18 protein-coding genes and 1 pseudogene are annotated in these 16,623 nt (G+C 57.6%); 17 read left to right on the top strand and 2 right to left on the bottom strand.

The genetic code is table 11. From position 1 onward, the window contains the following. Positions 1-78 precede the first annotated feature (78 nt). From ald to urtE, 6 genes are all read left to right on the top strand, one after another. Complete coding sequence (gene ald / locus PSQ90_RS13585; protein WP_282210828.1) at positions 79-1,197, top strand: alanine dehydrogenase; 1,119 nt, start codon at positions 79-81, stop codon at positions 1,195-1,197. Between the two features lie 583 nt (positions 1,198-1,780). Beyond that, complete coding sequence (gene urtA / locus PSQ90_RS13580; RefSeq protein WP_407648221.1) at positions 1,781-3,058, top strand: urea ABC transporter substrate-binding protein; 1,278 nt, start codon at positions 1,781-1,783, stop codon at positions 3,056-3,058. A 62-nt stretch (positions 3,059-3,120) separates the two neighbouring features. Continuing rightward, positions 3,121-4,752 (top strand): urea ABC transporter permease subunit UrtB, encoded by a 1,632-nt coding sequence (gene urtB / locus PSQ90_RS13575; RefSeq protein WP_282210827.1) that lies wholly within the window; start codon positions 3,121-3,123, stop codon positions 4,750-4,752. Beyond that, a complete protein-coding gene (gene urtC, locus PSQ90_RS13570; protein WP_282210826.1) occupies positions 4,749-5,918 on the top strand; it encodes an urea ABC transporter permease subunit UrtC in 1,170 nt (389 codons plus the stop codon). Before urtB ends, urtC begins: the two co-directional genes overlap by 4 nt. A 3-nt stretch (positions 5,919-5,921) precedes the next feature. After that, a complete protein-coding gene (gene urtD / locus PSQ90_RS13565; protein ID WP_282210825.1) occupies positions 5,922-6,671 on the top strand; it encodes an urea ABC transporter ATP-binding protein UrtD in 750 nt (249 codons plus the stop codon). 3 nt (positions 6,672-6,674) lie between these two features. Then, complete coding sequence (urtE, locus tag PSQ90_RS13560) at positions 6,675-7,376, top strand: urea ABC transporter ATP-binding subunit UrtE (RefSeq protein WP_282210824.1); 702 nt, start codon at positions 6,675-6,677, stop codon at positions 7,374-7,376. A 53-nt stretch (positions 7,377-7,429) separates the two neighbouring features. On the opposite strand, the gene PSQ90_RS13555 is transcribed toward urtE, so the two are convergent. After that, the gene (locus PSQ90_RS13555) at positions 7,430-7,759 is read right to left on the bottom strand and encodes a hypothetical protein (RefSeq protein WP_282210823.1); all 330 of its coding nucleotides are present in this window, start codon (positions 7,757-7,759) and stop codon (positions 7,430-7,432) included. A gap of 86 nt (positions 7,760-7,845) precedes the next feature. On the opposite strand from PSQ90_RS13555, the gene PSQ90_RS13550 reads away from it, so the two are divergent. From PSQ90_RS13550 to ureG, 11 genes and pseudogenes are all read left to right on the top strand, one after another. Further along, on the top strand, positions 7,846-8,688 hold the full coding sequence (locus PSQ90_RS13550; RefSeq protein ID WP_282210822.1) for an urease accessory protein UreD: 843 nt from the start codon (positions 7,846-7,848) through the stop codon (positions 8,686-8,688). Positions 8,689-8,698: 10 nt separating this feature from the next. Beyond that, positions 8,699-9,001, top strand: a complete 303-nt coding sequence (locus tag PSQ90_RS13545) for an urease subunit gamma (protein ID WP_282210821.1) — start codon at positions 8,699-8,701, stop codon at positions 8,999-9,001. Positions 9,002-9,010: 9 nt separating this feature from the next. Beyond that, entirely contained in the window at positions 9,011-9,325 is a 315-nt protein-coding gene (locus PSQ90_RS13540; protein WP_282210820.1) for an urease subunit beta, read from the top strand. A 106-nt stretch (positions 9,326-9,431) separates the two neighbouring features. Continuing rightward, complete coding sequence (locus PSQ90_RS13535; protein ID WP_282210819.1) at positions 9,432-9,827, top strand: hypothetical protein; 396 nt, start codon at positions 9,432-9,434, stop codon at positions 9,825-9,827. A 35-nt stretch (positions 9,828-9,862) separates the two neighbouring features. Next, positions 9,863-11,571, top strand: a pseudogene (gene ureC, locus PSQ90_RS13530) (urease subunit alpha). A gap of 74 nt (positions 11,572-11,645) precedes the next feature. Beyond that, a complete protein-coding gene (locus tag PSQ90_RS13525) occupies positions 11,646-11,942 on the top strand; it encodes a putative quinol monooxygenase (RefSeq protein ID WP_282210818.1) in 297 nt (98 codons plus the stop codon). After that, positions 11,939-12,328, top strand: coding sequence for an MliC family protein (locus tag PSQ90_RS13520; protein ID WP_282210817.1), 390 nt, complete (start codon positions 11,939-11,941; stop codon positions 12,326-12,328). Before PSQ90_RS13525 ends, PSQ90_RS13520 begins: the two co-directional genes overlap by 4 nt. A gap of 93 nt (positions 12,329-12,421) precedes the next feature. Continuing rightward, positions 12,422-12,883: an urease accessory protein UreE gene (locus PSQ90_RS13515; RefSeq protein ID WP_282210816.1), complete on the top strand. Its 462-nt coding sequence runs from the start codon at positions 12,422-12,424 to the stop codon at positions 12,881-12,883. After that, complete coding sequence (locus PSQ90_RS13510; RefSeq protein WP_282210815.1) at positions 12,880-13,542, top strand: urease accessory protein UreF; 663 nt, start codon at positions 12,880-12,882, stop codon at positions 13,540-13,542. The genes PSQ90_RS13515 and PSQ90_RS13510 overlap by 4 nt, the downstream gene beginning before the upstream one ends. Then, on the top strand, positions 13,539-13,970 hold the full coding sequence (locus tag PSQ90_RS13505; protein ID WP_282210814.1) for a DUF3995 domain-containing protein: 432 nt from the start codon (positions 13,539-13,541) through the stop codon (positions 13,968-13,970). The genes PSQ90_RS13510 and PSQ90_RS13505 overlap by 4 nt, the downstream gene beginning before the upstream one ends. Then, positions 13,967-14,599 carry an urease accessory protein UreG gene (gene ureG, locus PSQ90_RS13500; protein WP_282210813.1) on the top strand — a complete coding sequence of 211 codons (633 nt, stop codon included), beginning with the start codon at positions 13,967-13,969 and terminating at the stop codon, positions 14,597-14,599. The genes PSQ90_RS13505 and ureG overlap by 4 nt, the downstream gene beginning before the upstream one ends. Before the next feature lie 4 nt (positions 14,600-14,603). Here the strand turns inward: ureG and glgX are convergent, their stop codons facing one another. Then, on the bottom strand, positions 14,604-16,616 hold the full coding sequence (gene glgX, locus PSQ90_RS13495) for a glycogen debranching protein GlgX (RefSeq protein ID WP_282210812.1): 2,013 nt from the start codon (positions 16,614-16,616) through the stop codon (positions 14,604-14,606). Positions 16,617-16,623: the final 7 nt, after the last annotated feature.

The following is a 16,623-nucleotide window of genomic DNA, read 5'->3' as shown; positions in this document are numbered from 1 at the left end:
CTTTCGCATCAACATTGCAAGGACTTTTCAGCCAAAACTTGTTTTGTTGGTTGCCTGTTCTTGTCGAGGGAGATGGCAATGCTGATTGGTGTACCGAAAGAAATCAAAAACCATGAATATCGGGTCGGCCTCACGCCGGAAAGCGTGACGGAACTGACCCATGCCGGCCACCGGGTCATGGTCGAAACACAAGCTGGCGCCGGCATTGGCGACAGCGACGACGAATATCGCGCCGCTGGCGCTGAAATTGCCAATGATGCCCGCGTCGTTTTCGACGCCGCCGATATGATCGTAAAGGTCAAGGAACCCCAAGCCGTCGAGCGCGCCATGCTCCGCCCCGGTCAGCTGTTGTTCACCTACCTTCATCTTGCACCCGACCCCGACCAGACTCGCGATCTGGTCAATTCCGGTGCAATTGCCATTGCTTATGAAACCGTCACCGACGCCAACGGCGCCCTCCCCCTGCTCAAGCCCATGAGCCAGGTTGCTGGCCGCATGTCGATCCAGGCGGGTGCTACCGCACTCGAAAAAGCCCATGGCGGTCGCGGGGTCCTGCTGGGCGGCGTACCGGGCGTAAAACCCGCAAAGGTAGTCGTCCTTGGCGGCGGCGTCGTTGGCTTTCACGCCGCCGAAAACGCCGTTGGCCTACAGGCAGACGTCACGATTCTGGACAAAAGCCCAGCGGCTCTAGAGCGCCTTTCGGGCCATTTCGGTGCCAAGGCACGCGTAATTTATTCAAACAAGGCGGCAATCGCCGAACATGTTGCAGCAGCCGATCTGATCATCGGCGCCGTGTTGGTTCCGGGCGCATCGGCGCCAAAACTGGTGACGCGCGATATGCTTGGCACCATGCAACCCGGCGCAGTGCTGGTCGATGTTGCCATCGATCAAGGCGGATGCTTTGAAACCTCGCACGCCACAACTCACGCCGATCCCACTTATGTCGTCGATGGCATCGTGCACTATTGCGTTGCCAATATGCCCGGCGGCGTAGCGCGAACCTCAACCTACGCCCTTAATAACGCCACGCTGCCGCATGTACTGCGCCTGGCCAACCTCGGCTGGAAAGAAGCATTGCGGGCCGACAAGCACCTGCGCGCCGGTCTTAATGTCTGGAATGGCCATGTCACCTGCGAACCGGTGGCCGAAGTGCAGAATTATACATTCATGAAGCCCGAAGACGTTCTGGCAGCATAGGGGAAACGCGGAACCAAAGTTCCGCGCCCCACGGCGGACACCGCAAAGGAGCGTCAGCCTTTGCGGCAGCCAACCGATCACTGGTGAATTGGCCAATGCCAATTCAGATGTCTTGCTGGTGACTTAACGGGTTTGCACTGGTGCGGTTCCGCCGCGCCCTACGATGTGATCGAGCCTTTCCCCGACTTGGATGTCGCACAACCCCATGCCGTTGCCGGCATGGGGCCGAGGCCGTTGGTGCAAACAGACCTCTGCCGAAGGCGAAAAACCTTCAGCGCCTTCAATCTAGTCCACACGACACCGCATCGCCACACCGTTTGCATCTCGCAAATATCGCCTGAAAAGAAGGCAAATATCCTTCAATCCACAAAATTGCCTATTCATTGAGCACTCTATTGTCGAATTGCCCAGCGAACTGGCAGCGGCGCCAGTGTACATCTTCGCACGTTGATCGACATTCAAGCCGAACTTCAATTGAATCAATGTCTTAAAGGCAACAGCTAAGTACTGGCACGGCCTTTGCAATTACCTGGACGGTGCAAACACACAGCTGTCGGAGGTAAACATGACAGATCTAAACCGCATGATTGCAGGACTTGGCCTGGGCGTAGCAATGACAGTCGGGGCGCTGGCCCCTGCCGTCGCACAGGAAACCATCAAGGTTGGCGTCCTGCATTCGCTCTCAGGCACAATGGCCATTTCCGAAACAACCCTTAAGGACACCGTCCTGTTCCTCATTGACGAACAGAACAAGAAGGGCGGCCTTTTGGGCAAGCAACTCGAACCCGTCGTCGTTGATCCTGCGTCCGACTGGCCCCTGTTTGCGGAAAAGGCCCGCGAACTGATCGCCGTCAATGGCGTTGCTGCCGTCTTTGGTTGCTGGACCTCGGTTTCGCGCAAATCGGTTCTTCCGGTCTTTGAAGAACTCAACTCGATCCTGTTCTATCCGGTTCAGTACGAGGGCGAAGAAAGCCAGCGCAATGTATTTTACACCGGCGCCGCGCCCAATCAGCAGGCCATACCAGCAGTTGACTACTTGATGGAAAACGAAGGCGTCGAGCGTTGGGTTCTGGCCGGAACCGATTATGTCTATCCCCAAACCACCAACAAAATTCTTGAGGCCTACCTCGCCTCGAAGGGCGTCGCGCCCGAAGATATCATGATCAATTATACCCCATTCGGTCAGTCCGATTGGCAGACCATCGTCACCGACATCAAGAATTTTGGATCAGCTGGCAAAAAGACGGCAGTGGTCTCCACCATCAACGGCGATGCCAATGTGCCATTCTACAAGGAACTAGCCAATCAGGGCGTCAAGGCCGAAGACATTCCGGTTATCGCGTTCTCGGTCGGTGAAGAAGAACTGGCCGGTTTCGACACCACCCCACTCGTTGGCCACCTAGCGGCCTGGAATTATTTTCAGTCCGTTGAAACACCCGAAAATGAAGCCTTTATCGCTGCCTGGCAAGAATACACCAAGAACGCTGATCGCGTTACCAATGACCCCATGGAAGCAACCGTCATCGGCTTCAATCTTTGGGTTCAGGCCGTTGAAAAGGCAGGCACTACCGACACCGATGCCGTTCTTGACGCCATCATCGGTCTCAAGACCCCCAACCTGACCGGCGGCGTGGCCGAAATGCTGCCAAACCACCACATCACCAAGCCGGTGCTGATCGGTGAAATCCAGGATGACGGTCAGTTCGAAGTTGTCTCCGAGACCGACCCCGTCGGTGGCGACGCCTGGTCCGACTACCTGCCCGAAGACGTCAACATCACCGCTGATTGGACCGCACCCATCTCCTGCGGCAACTACAACACTGCAACCAAGACCTGCGGTGGCGTTGCCTCGGCAATGTAATCCATTCCCGGTGAGGGCGGCATTCGCCCTCACCACACTTCGAAAATTATCTGGGATCCCTCATGCCAGTCATTAAGCCATTTGCCATTCTCATGCTGCTGCTCGGTCTGGCATTCGCGGCCAACACGCCCAGCCTCGCGCAGGCCCCGGATGCCGAACTTTCCACATTGGTCGATGCGCTTGGTCCCGGCAGTTTCAAGGACCGCACCGCCGCAATTGATGCACTGACTCAAACCGGCGATCCCCGCGTCGTGCCCGTCTTTGAAACGCTGGCGGCTGGCGACCTCTATATGGTCAAGACCTCGGGCAAGGTGGTCTTTATTGCCAAATCCGGCGCCGAACAGGCGCTGACCGATCCCGTCACCAACGCCGATCTCGACACCGCTGCCAAATCCGATCTCGACAAAGTCAAAGTCAATAATAGCCTGCGCCGCACATTGCGCACCGCCATTGGCCAATTGACCCTGCTCAGTCCCAACGATTCTGTGCGCCTCGCCGCGGCCCAGAGCATTTTGCGCGATGCCGATCCCGATAGCCTCGAATTGCTCGAAAGCGCCATTGCCAACGAAACCGATCCGACAATCAAAGCAACAATGATCACCGCGCGCGCCATCATCATCCTGAAATTGGACGCCACAAGCCTTGAGCAAAAGCGCGCCGCCGTCCCGCTCGTTGCCGCTATTGGTGGTCGCGACGCTCTCGCCCAACTGAGCGCCGCTCTTGCATCAGCGCCCGACGAACTCAAGCTCACCATCCAGAGCAATATCGACGGTCTGGCCCGCGATCAGGCCGCATGGGACGTCGCCCAGAACGTCTGGTACGGCATATCGCTTGGCTCGGTGCTGCTGCTCGCCGCCATTGGCCTGGCCATCACCTTCGGCGTCATGGGCGTCATCAATATGGCTCATGGCGAAATGGTTATGCTGGGTGCCTACACAACCTTTGCCGTACAGGAAACCATCCGTCAGAACGCGCCCGGCCTGTTCGATTATTCTCTCGCCATCGCCCTGCCCCTTGCTTTCCTTATCACCGCGCTTGTCGGCATCGCCATCGAACGTGGGGTCATTCGCTGGCTTTATGGTCGCGCTCTTGAAACGCTACTGGCAACCTGGGGCATCTCACTTATTCTGCAACAGGCGGTACGCTCGCTCTTTGGCCCCACCAATCGGCAGGTCGGCAATCCCACCTGGATGTCGGGCGGCTTTGAACTTGGCGGCATTTCCATCACCTATAGCCGCCTCTGGATCGTTGTCTTTGCGGCTGTAATATTCTTTGCCCTATTGCTGGTGCTCAAACGCACTGCGCTGGGCCTGCAAATGCGGGCGGTGACCCAAAACCGGCGCATGGCCTCAGCCATGGGCATTCGCACACCGTTTGTCGACGCCATGACCTTTGGTCTTGGCTCAGGCATTGCGGGACTTGCGGGCGTTGCACTCAGCCAGATCGACAATGTGTCGCCCAACCTTGGCCAAGGCTACATCATCGACAGCTTCATGGTGGTGGTATTTGGCGGCGTTGGAAATCTGTGGGGCACGCTGGTCGGGGCCATGACCCTTGGGATCGCCAACAAGTTTCTCGAGCCCTATGCCGGCGCCGTTCTCGGCAAGATCATCATTCTAGTGCTCATCATCCTGTTCATCCAGCGGCGCCCTCGTGGTCTTTTCGCTCTCAAGGGAAGGTCAATAGAGGCATGATTACCCAAGCCATTTTCCGCGCAATCGACAGGAAGGCCATTTGGCTGGTTTCCATCCTGTTACTCGTGGCCGTTGCCGTCCCGGCAGCCAACCTAATCATCCCACCCGGGCAATTCGGTCACATTCCGGTCTATCTCGTCACGCTCTTCGGCAAATATCTGACCTACGCCATGCTGGCGCTGGCGCTCGATCTGGTCTGGGGATATTGCGGCATTCTCTCGCTTGGCCATGGCGCGTTTTTCGCGCTCGGCGGCTATGCCATGGGCATGTATTTGATGCGGCAGGTCGGCGATCGCGGCGTTTACGCCAACCCCGACCTGCCCGACTTTATGGTCTTTCTCAATTGGCAGGAACTGCCCTGGTACTGGCTCGGCTTTGACAATTTCTGGTTTGCCTGCGCCATGGTCATGCTGGTGCCCGGCACACTGGCGTTCATCTTCGGCTTTCTGGCCTTCCGCAGCCGCGTCACCGGCGTTTATCTCTCGATCATGACCCAGGCCATGACCTATGCTCTGCTTCTGGCCTTCTTTCGCAACGACATGGGCTTTGGCGGCAACAACGGTCTGACCGACTTCAAGGAAATCCTTGGCGCATCGGTGCAAGCCGACACCACGCGCGCCGCCCTTTTCGCCGCCACCGCCGTTGGCCTGGCGATTTCGGTGTTGATCTGCTCCACCATCGTCAATTCCAAACTCGGCAAAGTCATGATCGCCGTCCGCGATGCCGAAAGCCGCACGCGCTTTCTTGGCTATCGCGTTGAATATGTAAAGCTATTTGCCTTCACCGTTTCGGCCGTGATCGCAGGCGTTGCCGGCGCGCTCTACGTCCCTCAGATCGGCATCATCAATCCCGGCGAGTTTGCCCCGGCCAACTCTATCGAAGTGGTCATCTGGACCGCCGTCGGAGGCCGCGGCACCATCATCGGTCCGATCATCGGCGCTGTTCTAGTCAATGTCGGCAAATCTTATTTTACCGGTGCCTTCCCCGAAATCTGGCTGTTCGCGCTCGGCGCTCTGTTTGTTGTGACAACCCTTTTCCTGCCCAAGGGCATCGTTGGCCTGATCGGCCAATATCGGACCATGACCACGAGGCGCGAGCAACACCAGCGCCCCGAACCGACCGAGCACAAACCCGCAAGTGACGTCCAACCCAAGCCGGCGGAGTAGACCATGACCGAAAAAATAGACACCATGCTCTATCTTGACGGCGTCTCGGTCGCTTTCGACGGCTTTAAGGCCATCAACAAACTGTCGATCATCGTACACCCCGCCGAAATGCTGGCCATCATCGGCCCCAATGGAGCTGGAAAAACCACGATGATGGATATCATCACCGGAAAAACCCGCCCTGACGACGGTGAGATATTGTTCAACGGCCGCACCGACCTCACCCAATTGGATGAGGCCGCCATCGCCAATCTCGGTATCGGACGGAAATTCCAAAAACCCACGGTTTTCGAAAGCCAGACAATCTGGGACAATCTCGAAATGGCGCTGCGCAAGCCGCGTGGCATCTTCGCGACCCTGTTCTATGCTTCAGACCAGGCAGACGTGGATCACATTACTGAAATTCTTGAAACCGTTCGCCTGCTCTCGCGCAAGGACGACCTCGCTGCTGATCTCAGCCACGGTCAAAAGCAATGGCTCGAAATCGGTATGCTTCTCGCCCAGGATCCGAAATTGCTGCTGGTCGACGAACCCGTAGCCGGCATGACCGATGCCGAAACCGTTGAAACCGCCAAATTGCTCAAGCAGATCGCCAAGACTCGCTCCGTCGTTGTGGTCGAACATGACATGAGCTTTGTGCGTGATCTCGATTCACGCGTGACCTGCCTTGCGGAGGGCTCAGTGCTAGCAGAAGGTTCACTCGAACAGGTCAGTGCTAACCCCCATGTCATAGAACGCTATCTGGGACGCTGAACCATGACCGCACTTTCCATCCGCGACATTGATATGCATTATGGTGCCGCCCAGGCACTCAAATCCATCTCGATTGAATGTGAATCCAACCGAATAACCGCGGTTCTTGGCCGCAATGGCGTCGGCAAGTCCTCAACGCTACGGGCCATCACCGGCGTAAATGCCATCTCAGACGGTCAGATCAGTTTTGACGGCGATCTTCTCAAAAAGTCCCCGCCCTACAAACGGGCGCGCATGGGCATCGGCTATGTGCCGCAGGGGCGCGAAATCTTCCCACTGCTGACCGTCAAGGAAAATCTGGAAACCGGCTATGCCGGCCTCAAGCGCGCCGACAGATCGATTCCCGAATACATTTTTGAACTGTTTCCGGTCCTCAAATCCATGTTGGGCCGCCGCGGCGGCGATCTTTCCGGCGGCCAACAACAGCAACTGGCCATTGGGCGAGCGCTGGTAACGCGCCCCAAGATGTTGGTGTTGGACGAACCAACCGAAGGCATTCAGCCTTCAATCATCAAGGACATTGGCCGCGCGCTGCAGTTTCTGCGCGATAAGAAAGGCATGACAATTCTGCTGGTCGAACAATATCTGGATTTCTGCCGCGAGATCGCCGACGATATATACGTCATGGATCGCGGCGAAATTCAGCACGCCGGCCCCGCCAGCGATCTCGATCTGCCAGAGGTGCGCCGCCATTTGATGGTATAAACAGAAAAACGCCCAGCTTGCGCTGGGCGTTGATTAGACGGAATGCGGGCCAATTATTTGGCGATGAGGCCAGCTTCCTGACACTGCTCAAGAGTCACAGTATCAAGGTCGATTGTGGTGGTAACCTGCTCAAGTTCGTTAACCTCTTCAGCGTCGTCCACATTCGCAGCAGATCCGCCGGCCGTACTATCGGTGCCCATGGCATCGCTTTCGGTGGCCGACGTGTCGGAAGCCAATGAAAGCTGGTCACAACGCTGCTGCACAGCAGGGAGATCGGCCTCCATTACAGTTGTACTGCCAATCATTGTCTCAGCATAGGCCGAGCCACCAAGAAGCATTGCAGAAGAAAGAGCGATAGCGGAAGCAATGGTTTTAATATTCATTTTGGATTCCTCTCAGATGTTCAATTTTTTACTGGCGCAGAATTTGCGGCTCGGGAACACAACGTGAGCAATCGGAATTCGTTGCCTTGAAAAAATCGGTTAAAGAAATCGTGAACAAGTCAATTCCAGTTGCGATGCAACGGGCGAGAGGACTAGGGCGGATTGCCACCCAGTTCGGTCCGCGCGGCACCCGCCTGCTTTCCCTTTATCAGGACGGGTGCGCAAAAATTCGCTTGCCCAATACCCACAGTCAGGCCTTGGAGGCGGTTCTGATCAACACCGCAGGCGGTTTGACCGGCGGTGACACGATGGAATGGCGTGCAGAGGCATCTCCAGATAGCCATCTGGTTTTGACAACGCAGGCTTGCGAGCGGATCTACAAGTCTACCGGCGACGTCGCCCGGGTCGCGACCCGACTGATTGCCGGTGAAAACGCCCATATCGATTGGCTTCCGCAGGAGACCATCCTTTTTGATGCCAGCAAGCTGTCTCGCACCATCGACATTGATCTCGCTCAAGGCGCAACGCTGACCGCCGTCGAAGCCGTCCTGCTCGGCCGCGACGCCATGGGCGAGGAGGCACGTAACGCCCAACTCACCGATCAATGGCGCATCAGGCGCAATGGACGGCTGATTCATGCCGAGGCGAACCAGCTCTGCGGCACTTCGATGGAGCGCGACGGCATATCCCTGCTCGCCGGAATGCGCGCTTTCGCAACAATCCTGCGGATTGCACCCGATGCTGCTGCCCGGCTCGACCGCATCCGCCAACTATTGCCAGACGATACCAAAATCGCCGCCAGCGCCATCGGCGACCGCCTGATCATTCGGGCGTTGGCGCCCAACGGGTTGGCCTTGCGGCGTCTGATTGTTCCACTTATTGCTCAATTATCGGGTGGCGGTGGCCTGCCCCGCCTCTGGCATACCTAGGACGCAGAATATGAACCTGACCCCACGCGAAAAAGATAAGCTGCTCATTTCGATGGCCGCCATTGTCGCCCGCAAACGTCTTGAACGCGGCGTCAAGCTGAACCATCCCGAGGCCATCGCCCTGATAACTGATTTTGTCGTCGAAGGGGCCCGCGATGGGCGCCCGGTCGCCGAACTGATGGAAGCGGGCGCTCATGTCATCAGTCGCGCCAACGTCATGGACGGCATAGCAGAGATGATTCACGATATTCAGGTGGAAGCCACCTTCCCCGACGGCACCAAGCTGGTCACCGTGCATGAACCAATCCGCTAAGGAAACGCCATGATCCCCGGGCAAATCATCACCAGATCCGGCAACATTGAGCTCAACAGCGGCGCCACGGCGCTCACCATTGAGGTCGCCAACGCCGGTGATCGTCCGATCCAAATCGGCTCGCATTATCATTTTTTTGAAGCAAACACCGGCCTGCGCTTTGATCGCGAAGCAACGCGCGGTATGCGGCTCGATATCGCGGCCGGCACCGCCGTGCGCTTCGAACCGGGCCAGACTCGCGAGGTAACGCTGGTGCCCATCGGCGGCAGCCGCACCATTTATGGTTTCAGACAGTTGGTCATGGGCAAGGTGGACAAAGCGTGAGCCAGCTTCAATCATCGCCAACTTCGCCGCTTCCCGCCTCAGCGGGCATGGCCAATTCTTTTCCAGAATGCTCTAAGCACGGCAAATGCATTTCAGGAGACAGACATTGACCAAAGAACAGGATTTCAAACAGCGCCTCGCCGCCATCCTCAAGGACATGCAGGAGAGCGGCGTCAAGGATCAGGCGGCAATGGAGTTACTCGGCAGCCTTGCCCTCGATCTCTCTGGCAACCTGAATGCTGTAAGCTGGAGCCAGGCCAAAAAACTGATCACAACGCCGACCTATTCGGTCTTGCTCAAGAAGTTCGAGCAGGAAGGCAATGAACATTATCAGGCCGGCCGCGAAAAGCACGCCTACGCCATTCAGGCGCTTGCCGTATCGTTAGTGGCGGGCACCATGCGCGCCGACTCCGTCATTCGCGAGGGTGAAATTCTGCTCGATGCCATCATCGATGCAGCCGTTGCCGCCTATCGACGCCTGCATGGTGCCGCCAAGCATTAGTCCGACCATCTGGCCGCTTACTGAGGAATTAGCTCATGCCCGCACAGATTTCCCGCGCCACCTATGCCGACATGTATGGCCCCACGACTGGCGACAAGGTGCGGCTGGCCGACACTGAGCTGTTCATCGAGGTGGAAAAAGACTTCACGGCCTATGGCGAAGAAGTCAAATTTGGCGGCGGCAAGGTGATCCGCGACGGCATGGGGCAATCCCAGAAAACCAGGGCCGAGGGCGCCGTTGACACCGTCATCACCAACGTGCTCATCGTTGACGCCACTGGAATTTACAAAGCGGACATCGGCCTCAAGAACGGCCGCATCGAAGCCATCGGCAAGGCGGGCAATCCCGATACCCAGTCCGGCGTCAACATCATCATCGGACCTTCCACTGAGGCCATCGCCGGCGAAGGCAAGATAATCACTGCCGGAGCGATGGACGCCCATATCCATTTCATCTGCCCCCAACAGATCGAAGAGGCCCTGATGAGCGGGGTGACCACCATGCTCGGCGGCGGCAGCGGTCCCGCTCACGGCACCCTGGCGACAACCTGTACCGGCGCGTGGCACATTCAGCGCATGATCGAGAGCTTCGACGCCTTCCCCATGAATTTAGCCCTGGCTGGCAAGGGCAATGCCTCCCTGCCCGCTCCGTTGGCTGAAATGGTATTGGCGGGCGCTTCCTGCCTCAAGTTGCACGAGGATTGGGGTACAACCCCCGCCGCCATCGACAACTGCCTGTCAGTGGCGGATGACCATGACGTGCAGGTAATGATCCATACCGACACCCTCAACGAAAGCGGCTTCGTCGAAGACACCATCGCCGCCTTCAAGGGGCGCACTATTCACGCCTTCCATACTGAAGGCGCTGGTGGCGGCCACGCCCCCGATATCCTGCGCGTCGCCAGCTTGCCCAATGTCATTCCGTCCTCGACCAATCCAACCCGCCCCTATACGGCCAATACGATTGCCGAGCATCTCGACATGCTCATGGTTTGCCATCATCTGTCCTCGTCCATTCCCGAGGATGTTGCTTTTGCCGAAAGCCGCATCCGGCGCGAGACAATCGCCGCCGAGGACATTCTTCACGACATGGGCGCGCTTTCGATCATATCCTCGGATAGTCAAGCCATGGGCCGGGTTGGCGAAGTGTTGATCCGCACCTGGCAAACCGCGGACAAAATGAAAAAACAGCGCGGCGCACTCACCGGCGAAACCGGCGACAATGACAATTTCCGCGTCAAACGCTACATAGCAAAATATACAATCAATCCCGCCATCGCCCATGGCATGAGCCAGCATATCGGCTCCATAGAGGTGGGCAAACGCGCCGATCTGGTACTTTGGAGCCCGGCCTTTTTCGGCGTCAAACCTGAAATGGTCCTGCTGGGCGGCTCCATCGCCGCAGCCCCCATGGGTGATCCGAATGCATCCATTCCCACCCCCAACCCATGCACTACCGCCCCATGTTTGGCGCCTTTGGCAAGCTGCGCACCAACTCCTCGGTCACCTTCATTTCCCAGGCCGCTTATGATGATGGTTTGCGCGCCAAGCTCGGGGTGGACAAGCAACTGCTGCCCGTCACCAATACCCGATCCGGCATCGGCAAGGCCGCCATGGTTCACAATGCCGCTACGCCCGATATTTCCGTTGACCCCGAAACCTATGAGGTGCGCGCCGATGGCGAATTGCTCACCTGTGAACCGGCAACCGAATTGCCAATGGCGCAGCGCTACTTCCTGTTTTAGTTCCGCCCCATTCCGCTGGCACTAGTGGCATAGAGGCGGCCTTTGCGTTAGCTTTGCCCAAACAGGAGCCAGCCGTGATCTACGTTGTCGCCACACTACAGATCGAACTGGGGGCGCTCGAGCCATTCGTTAACGCTGCTTGCCCCTGCATCGAAGCCACCCGCGCCGAACCCGGCTGCATTCACTACGATTTGTGCGCCAGCGTGACCGATCCCGAGCGCGTGGTTTTTGTCGAGCGCTGGAACAGTCGCGCGGCGCTCGACGCCCATCTTGCCAGCCCGCACATGCTTGAATTCAAAGCTGTCAGCAAGCCGTTCGTCAAAGCAACAAAGATCGAGATTGTCCAGTCTGAGCAGGTGGAACAGCTATGAGTCCCAACCGCTACCACGCCGTCGCAGTCTCTCTTTTTCTGACCCTTTCCACGCCAGGCGCCCATGCACTCAGCGCGACCATTACTCTGAATCTTGGCATCGAGGGCACCGGCACTGCTGAACAACGCGCCGTGCAATATGCCTGTGACAAGGGGGAACCGTTCGAAGTCACCTATGTGAACGCGGCACCCAACTACCTTGCCCTGCTGCCCATCGACGGCAAACAATTGCTGATGCGAGAGGTCATTTCGGCATCCGGCGCCAAATATGTCGCGGACGTCTGGGTTTGGTGGACAAAGGGCAGCGACGCGCAGCTTTACGACCTGCGCGACGGCCCCGACGCCGCCCCCATTGACGCCTGCTACGAAGTGACCGACGCCCCCTGAATCATATCAACACTTTTCGGCACGCCAACTATCGGCTAAACTGCCGTCCAGGTTGGGAAGCCTATTTATCGGGCGTCATTTTCAGGAATGTCAATGCAACGCGCCACCGCCTACCTTGCACCGGGTCACACGCATTCGCCAACAGACCAGATATCACTGGTTGCCGACGAACGGCGGCTGCGCCGAAAACTGCTGCATACAATAGGCGGCAATGGCGTTCTCGTCGATTTCCCCCAAACCCTTACACTGGAGCATTGCGGCGCTCTGCTGCTGGAAAACACCGAAATCGTCGAAATAATTGCAGCTCCCGAACTGCTCTATCAAATTGAAGCGCAAGACGGCGCTTCGCTGGTCCAACTGGCCTGGCACATCGGCAATCGCCACACGGCAGCTCAATTGGAGGGCGGGCGCATCCTGATCAAACGCGATCATGTCCTCAAAACCATGCTCCAAGGCCTTGGCGCCCGGATAGCCGACATCACCGAGCCCTTCTTTCCGGTGCATGGCGCTTACCATGCGCATGGTGAAACAGCGCACGCCCTCAGTGCCAAATGAGTGAAACAACCGACCTGCAAAAACTGCTGACCTGGCTCTCCCCGGCCTTTCCCATTGGCGCCTTCGCCTGGTCCGCAGGACTCGAGACTGCCATCGCGACGAACGACGTCCATGATCTGAAATCAACCGGAAACTGGATCGAAGGCGTATTGCGCCACGGCAGCATCAATTCTGACGCCATTTTGTTGAACCACGCGCGTCAGGCATTTGACGATAAAACCCAACTTCAGGAACTCGCCGACCTTTGCCTTGCACTAACCCCGGCCCGCGAACGGCACGAGGAAACACTGGCGCTCGGCAGTGCCTTTGCCCTTGCCGCGAAAGCCTGGCCAACCAATGTCCCTCTGCCTCTCCTTCAGCAATGTCCCTATCCGATTTCCTTTGGCGCGTTAGTCGGCGCACATGGCATCGCCGCGTCATCAGCCATCGCCGCCTTCTTGACGGCCGCCGTTCACGCCCAAATCTCTGTGGCGGTGCGCCTTGTGCCCATCGGCCAGACGGACGGCCTGTCAATTTTGGCTGCGCTCGAACCGATCATTGCCGAACGAACGCAGAAAATTCTGACTGCCGACCTTGCGGACATAGTCAGCATCGCCTACGCCGCTGATATCGCCCAGATGCGCCACGAAACCTTGTCGACGAGAATATTCAGATCATGAGCATGATGATTGCCGCCCTGATGTTTGTTCCACTACTGGCGGTCGCCCTGGCCCATCTTCTTTGGTCGATGGGTCGAACCTGGCCCATTCGGGATGAGAAACTTTTGGCCCAAACGGTGACTGGCTTTAAGGGTGTTGAACACATGCCCCCCAAATTGGCTTCGCTCGCCGTAGCCATTGCCACCTTGGCGGCCGGCATCGTTGCGCTGTCCCTGGCAGATCACGATAGCGGCGGCATCGCGCTCACCCTGCTCGGCCTGCCGCTCGCTGCCATATTTCTCGGCCGTGGCGCAATCGGCTACACCCAACGTTGGGCGGAAAAAACCCCGCATCCCAGTTTTCGCTACAACGACCGTCGCGTCTATTCGCCGCTGTGCCTGGCGTTGGGCATCGGCTTTGCCGTTCTTACTGTTGTGAGGCTGCTATGAAATCCGCCAACGGCCCCCTGCGCGTCGGGATCGGCGGCCCGGTCGGCTCCGGCAAGACCACCCTGTGCGAAATGCTGCTCAAAGCATTGCGTGACCGCTATTCGATGGCAGTCGTCACCAACGACATTTATACCCGCGAAGACGCCCTGATCCTCGCCCGTGCTCAGGCCATTTCCGAAGACCGCATCGTTGGCGTTGAAACTGGCGGCTGCCCCCACACCGCCATCCGCGAAGATGCATCACTCAATCTGGCAGCCATTGCTGATCTGAACCAAAAGTTTCCCGATCTCGATCTGGTGCTGATTGAAAGCGGCGGCGACAATCTTGCCGCGACGTTTTCTCCAGACCTTGCAGACATCACCATCTATATCATCTCGGTTGCCCAAGGCGAAAAAATCCCCCGCAAAGGCGGTCCAGCCATCACGCGTTCGGATCTTCTGGTGATCACCCACACAGATCTGGCACCCTACGTTCACGCCGACCTCGACGTAATGCACGCCGACACCGAACGCGCTCGCAACGGCCGCCCTTATATTTTCACAAACATGCTGCAACGCGAAAATCTCGATGAGATCATCACCTTTATCGAAACGACGGGTGGACTATCCGCAGCCCACGCCGCCGAATAGATAACTAGTCGCTGGAATCCGTTCCGCGCACCAATGCCAGCACGGATCGTGCCGGCAAATTGACGCGACCGTCGGCAATTCCAACCGCATCGCCGCCTGTCGATTGCAATCCAACCTGCCAATTTCCATCGGGCAATTGCGCGGCAACATCATCAGCACGACGGTTGAACCACACCAGAACCACATCATCCTTGGTGCTCAATTGCATGCCCAGCGTCGAGGCATGTGCATCGCCCCAGTCCTGCTCGCTCATTTCGCGTCCATCAGGATGCAGCCAGACCACATCGCGTGTTCCCGCCCTGGATTTTCCGGTCAGGAAATGGTCATGCACCAGCGCCTTGTGTTCCTTGCGAAAACGGTTGAGCGCCGCCACGAAATCAACCAGCTCACCGTCAGAATTTTCCCAATCGACCCACGTGATCTCATTATCTTGAGCATAGGCGTTATTGTTGCCGCCCTGCGTGCGATACATTTCGTCGCCCTGCTGGATCAGCGGCACGCCACGCGACATGAACAAGGTCGCCAGCAACGCCCGCACATCGCGTTTGCGATTGGCATTGATACCCTCATCGTCGCTTTCGCCCTCTACCCCGCCATTCCAGGACGAGTTGTGGCTGTGTCCGTCGCGGTTTCCTTCGCCGTTGGCTTCATTGTGCTTATCATTGTAGCTGACCAGATCCCGCAAGGTGAAACCGTCGTGCACAGCTAACATATTGACCCCATGGCTGGGTTTACGCCCGGCATGGTTGAACACATCTGCGGACCCGGCCACCTTACCGGCCAGCGCGCCGATCTTGCCCGGTTCGCCCTTCCAGAAGCTGCGCACCTCATCGCGATAAGTGTCGTTCCACTCGCGAAATTCCTTGCCGAACTGGCCCAACTGGTATCCGCCCGGACCCGGATCCCACGGTTCGGCAACCAGAAGCGATTTCGACAGCACCGGATCAGCCTTGATTTTTTGCAGCAGCTCCGCATTCGAATTGAACGCAGGCTCACGCCCCAAGACAGGCGCAAGATCAAAACGGAAGCCGGAGACGCCCATTTCCTCAACCCAGTATTTTAGGCTTTCAATCACCAGGCGTTGTGTCGCCGGATGGTCGCACCGCAGCGTATTGCCCGTGCCCGTATCATTGACAAGATGCTGCTTTCCGTCGGCCTCGACAAACCGATAGTAGGTCTTGGCGTCCAACCCCATCATGCTTAGCACCGGCCCGTTGGCATCGCCCTCTCCGGTGTGATTGTAAACCACGTCAAGAATAACCGAGATACCGTTCTTGCGGTAAAGATCTGTCATGTGCCGCAATTCCTGCGGGCCGCGTGGCAGCAGTCGTGGGTCCGGCGCAAAATACGAAACCGGATTATAGCCCCAGGCATTGGTCAACCCCAGGCTGGGCAAATGTCCGTCATCAATCCACGCGGCAACCGGCATCAACTCAACTGTATCGACGCCCAGATAGTGGAAATGGTCGATCACCCGCTGGGTGGTCAGTGCAGCCACAGTGCCGCGCAGCGGCCCTTGCACACTTGGGTGGCGCATGGTGAACCCGCGCACATTCATCTCATACATGAGACTGGGCGCCTTGGTACGCGGCATGATCGGCTTGTATCCGCCCTCCTGCACGATAGCCTTCGGGATGAGCGGGGAGGTATCGAGCGCTTCCTCACGCGGCAACCGTAGCCTGGGCGAACGCACAAATACCCGATCCAAACGCTTGGCATAGGGATCAACCAGCAATTTTGCCGGATCGAAGAAATAACCCTGACCAGGGTCATACGGCCCATCGGCCCGCAATCCATAACGCGTTCCGGCCCCAAGCCCTGCTAAATGCACCGCATGGATATTATCTTGATGAACGTCGAATGCGACCCGTTCGGTTTCCTTGTCCTGTTCGTCATAGATTGAAACCCAGAGGGCCGATGCGCTTTCCGAATATACCGCGAAATTGACGCCTTCCTCGGTAATCGTTGCGCCCAGATATTCAGTGCTTCCCCCATTGGGGATAAGCGATTTGCTCATTGTGTTC

This window comes from Devosia rhodophyticola (genome assembly GCF_028816475.1).
Classification (GTDB): Bacteria; Pseudomonadota; Alphaproteobacteria; order Rhizobiales; family Devosiaceae; genus Devosia; species Devosia rhodophyticola.
This window is presented reverse-complemented; position numbering and strand designations above follow the sequence as displayed.

Excerpts from the sequence above, each read along its gene's own strand:
- PSQ90_RS13510 (WP_282210815.1), top strand. The coding sequence starts at position 12,880 with ATGAGTGAAACAACCGACCTGCAAAAACTGCTGACCTGGCTCTCCCCG.
- urtD (WP_282210825.1), top strand. The coding sequence starts at position 5,922 with ATGACCGAAAAAATAGACACCATGCTCTATCTTGACGGCGTCTCGGTC.
- glgX (WP_282210812.1), bottom strand. The coding sequence starts at position 16,616 with ATGAGCAAATCGCTTATCCCCAATGGGGGAAGCACTGAATATCTGGGC.
- urtA (WP_407648221.1), top strand. The coding sequence starts at position 1,781 with ATGATTGCAGGACTTGGCCTGGGCGTAGCAATGACAGTCGGGGCGCTG.
- PSQ90_RS13515 (WP_282210816.1), top strand. The coding sequence starts at position 12,422 with ATGCAACGCGCCACCGCCTACCTTGCACCGGGTCACACGCATTCGCCA.
- PSQ90_RS13505 (WP_282210814.1), top strand. The coding sequence starts at position 13,539 with ATGAGCATGATGATTGCCGCCCTGATGTTTGTTCCACTACTGGCGGTC.
- ald (WP_282210828.1), top strand. The coding sequence starts at position 79 with ATGCTGATTGGTGTACCGAAAGAAATCAAAAACCATGAATATCGGGTC.
- ureG (WP_282210813.1), top strand. The coding sequence starts at position 13,967 with ATGAAATCCGCCAACGGCCCCCTGCGCGTCGGGATCGGCGGCCCGGTC.
- PSQ90_RS13520 (WP_282210817.1), top strand. The coding sequence starts at position 11,939 with ATGAGTCCCAACCGCTACCACGCCGTCGCAGTCTCTCTTTTTCTGACC.
- urtB (WP_282210827.1), top strand. The coding sequence starts at position 3,121 with ATGCCAGTCATTAAGCCATTTGCCATTCTCATGCTGCTGCTCGGTCTG.
- urtC (WP_282210826.1), top strand. The coding sequence starts at position 4,749 with ATGATTACCCAAGCCATTTTCCGCGCAATCGACAGGAAGGCCATTTGG.
- urtE (WP_282210824.1), top strand. The coding sequence starts at position 6,675 with ATGACCGCACTTTCCATCCGCGACATTGATATGCATTATGGTGCCGCC.
- PSQ90_RS13555 (WP_282210823.1), bottom strand. The coding sequence starts at position 7,759 with ATGAATATTAAAACCATTGCTTCCGCTATCGCTCTTTCTTCTGCAATG.
- PSQ90_RS13545 (WP_282210821.1), top strand. The coding sequence starts at position 8,699 with ATGAACCTGACCCCACGCGAAAAAGATAAGCTGCTCATTTCGATGGCC.
- PSQ90_RS13540 (WP_282210820.1), top strand. The coding sequence starts at position 9,011 with ATGATCCCCGGGCAAATCATCACCAGATCCGGCAACATTGAGCTCAAC.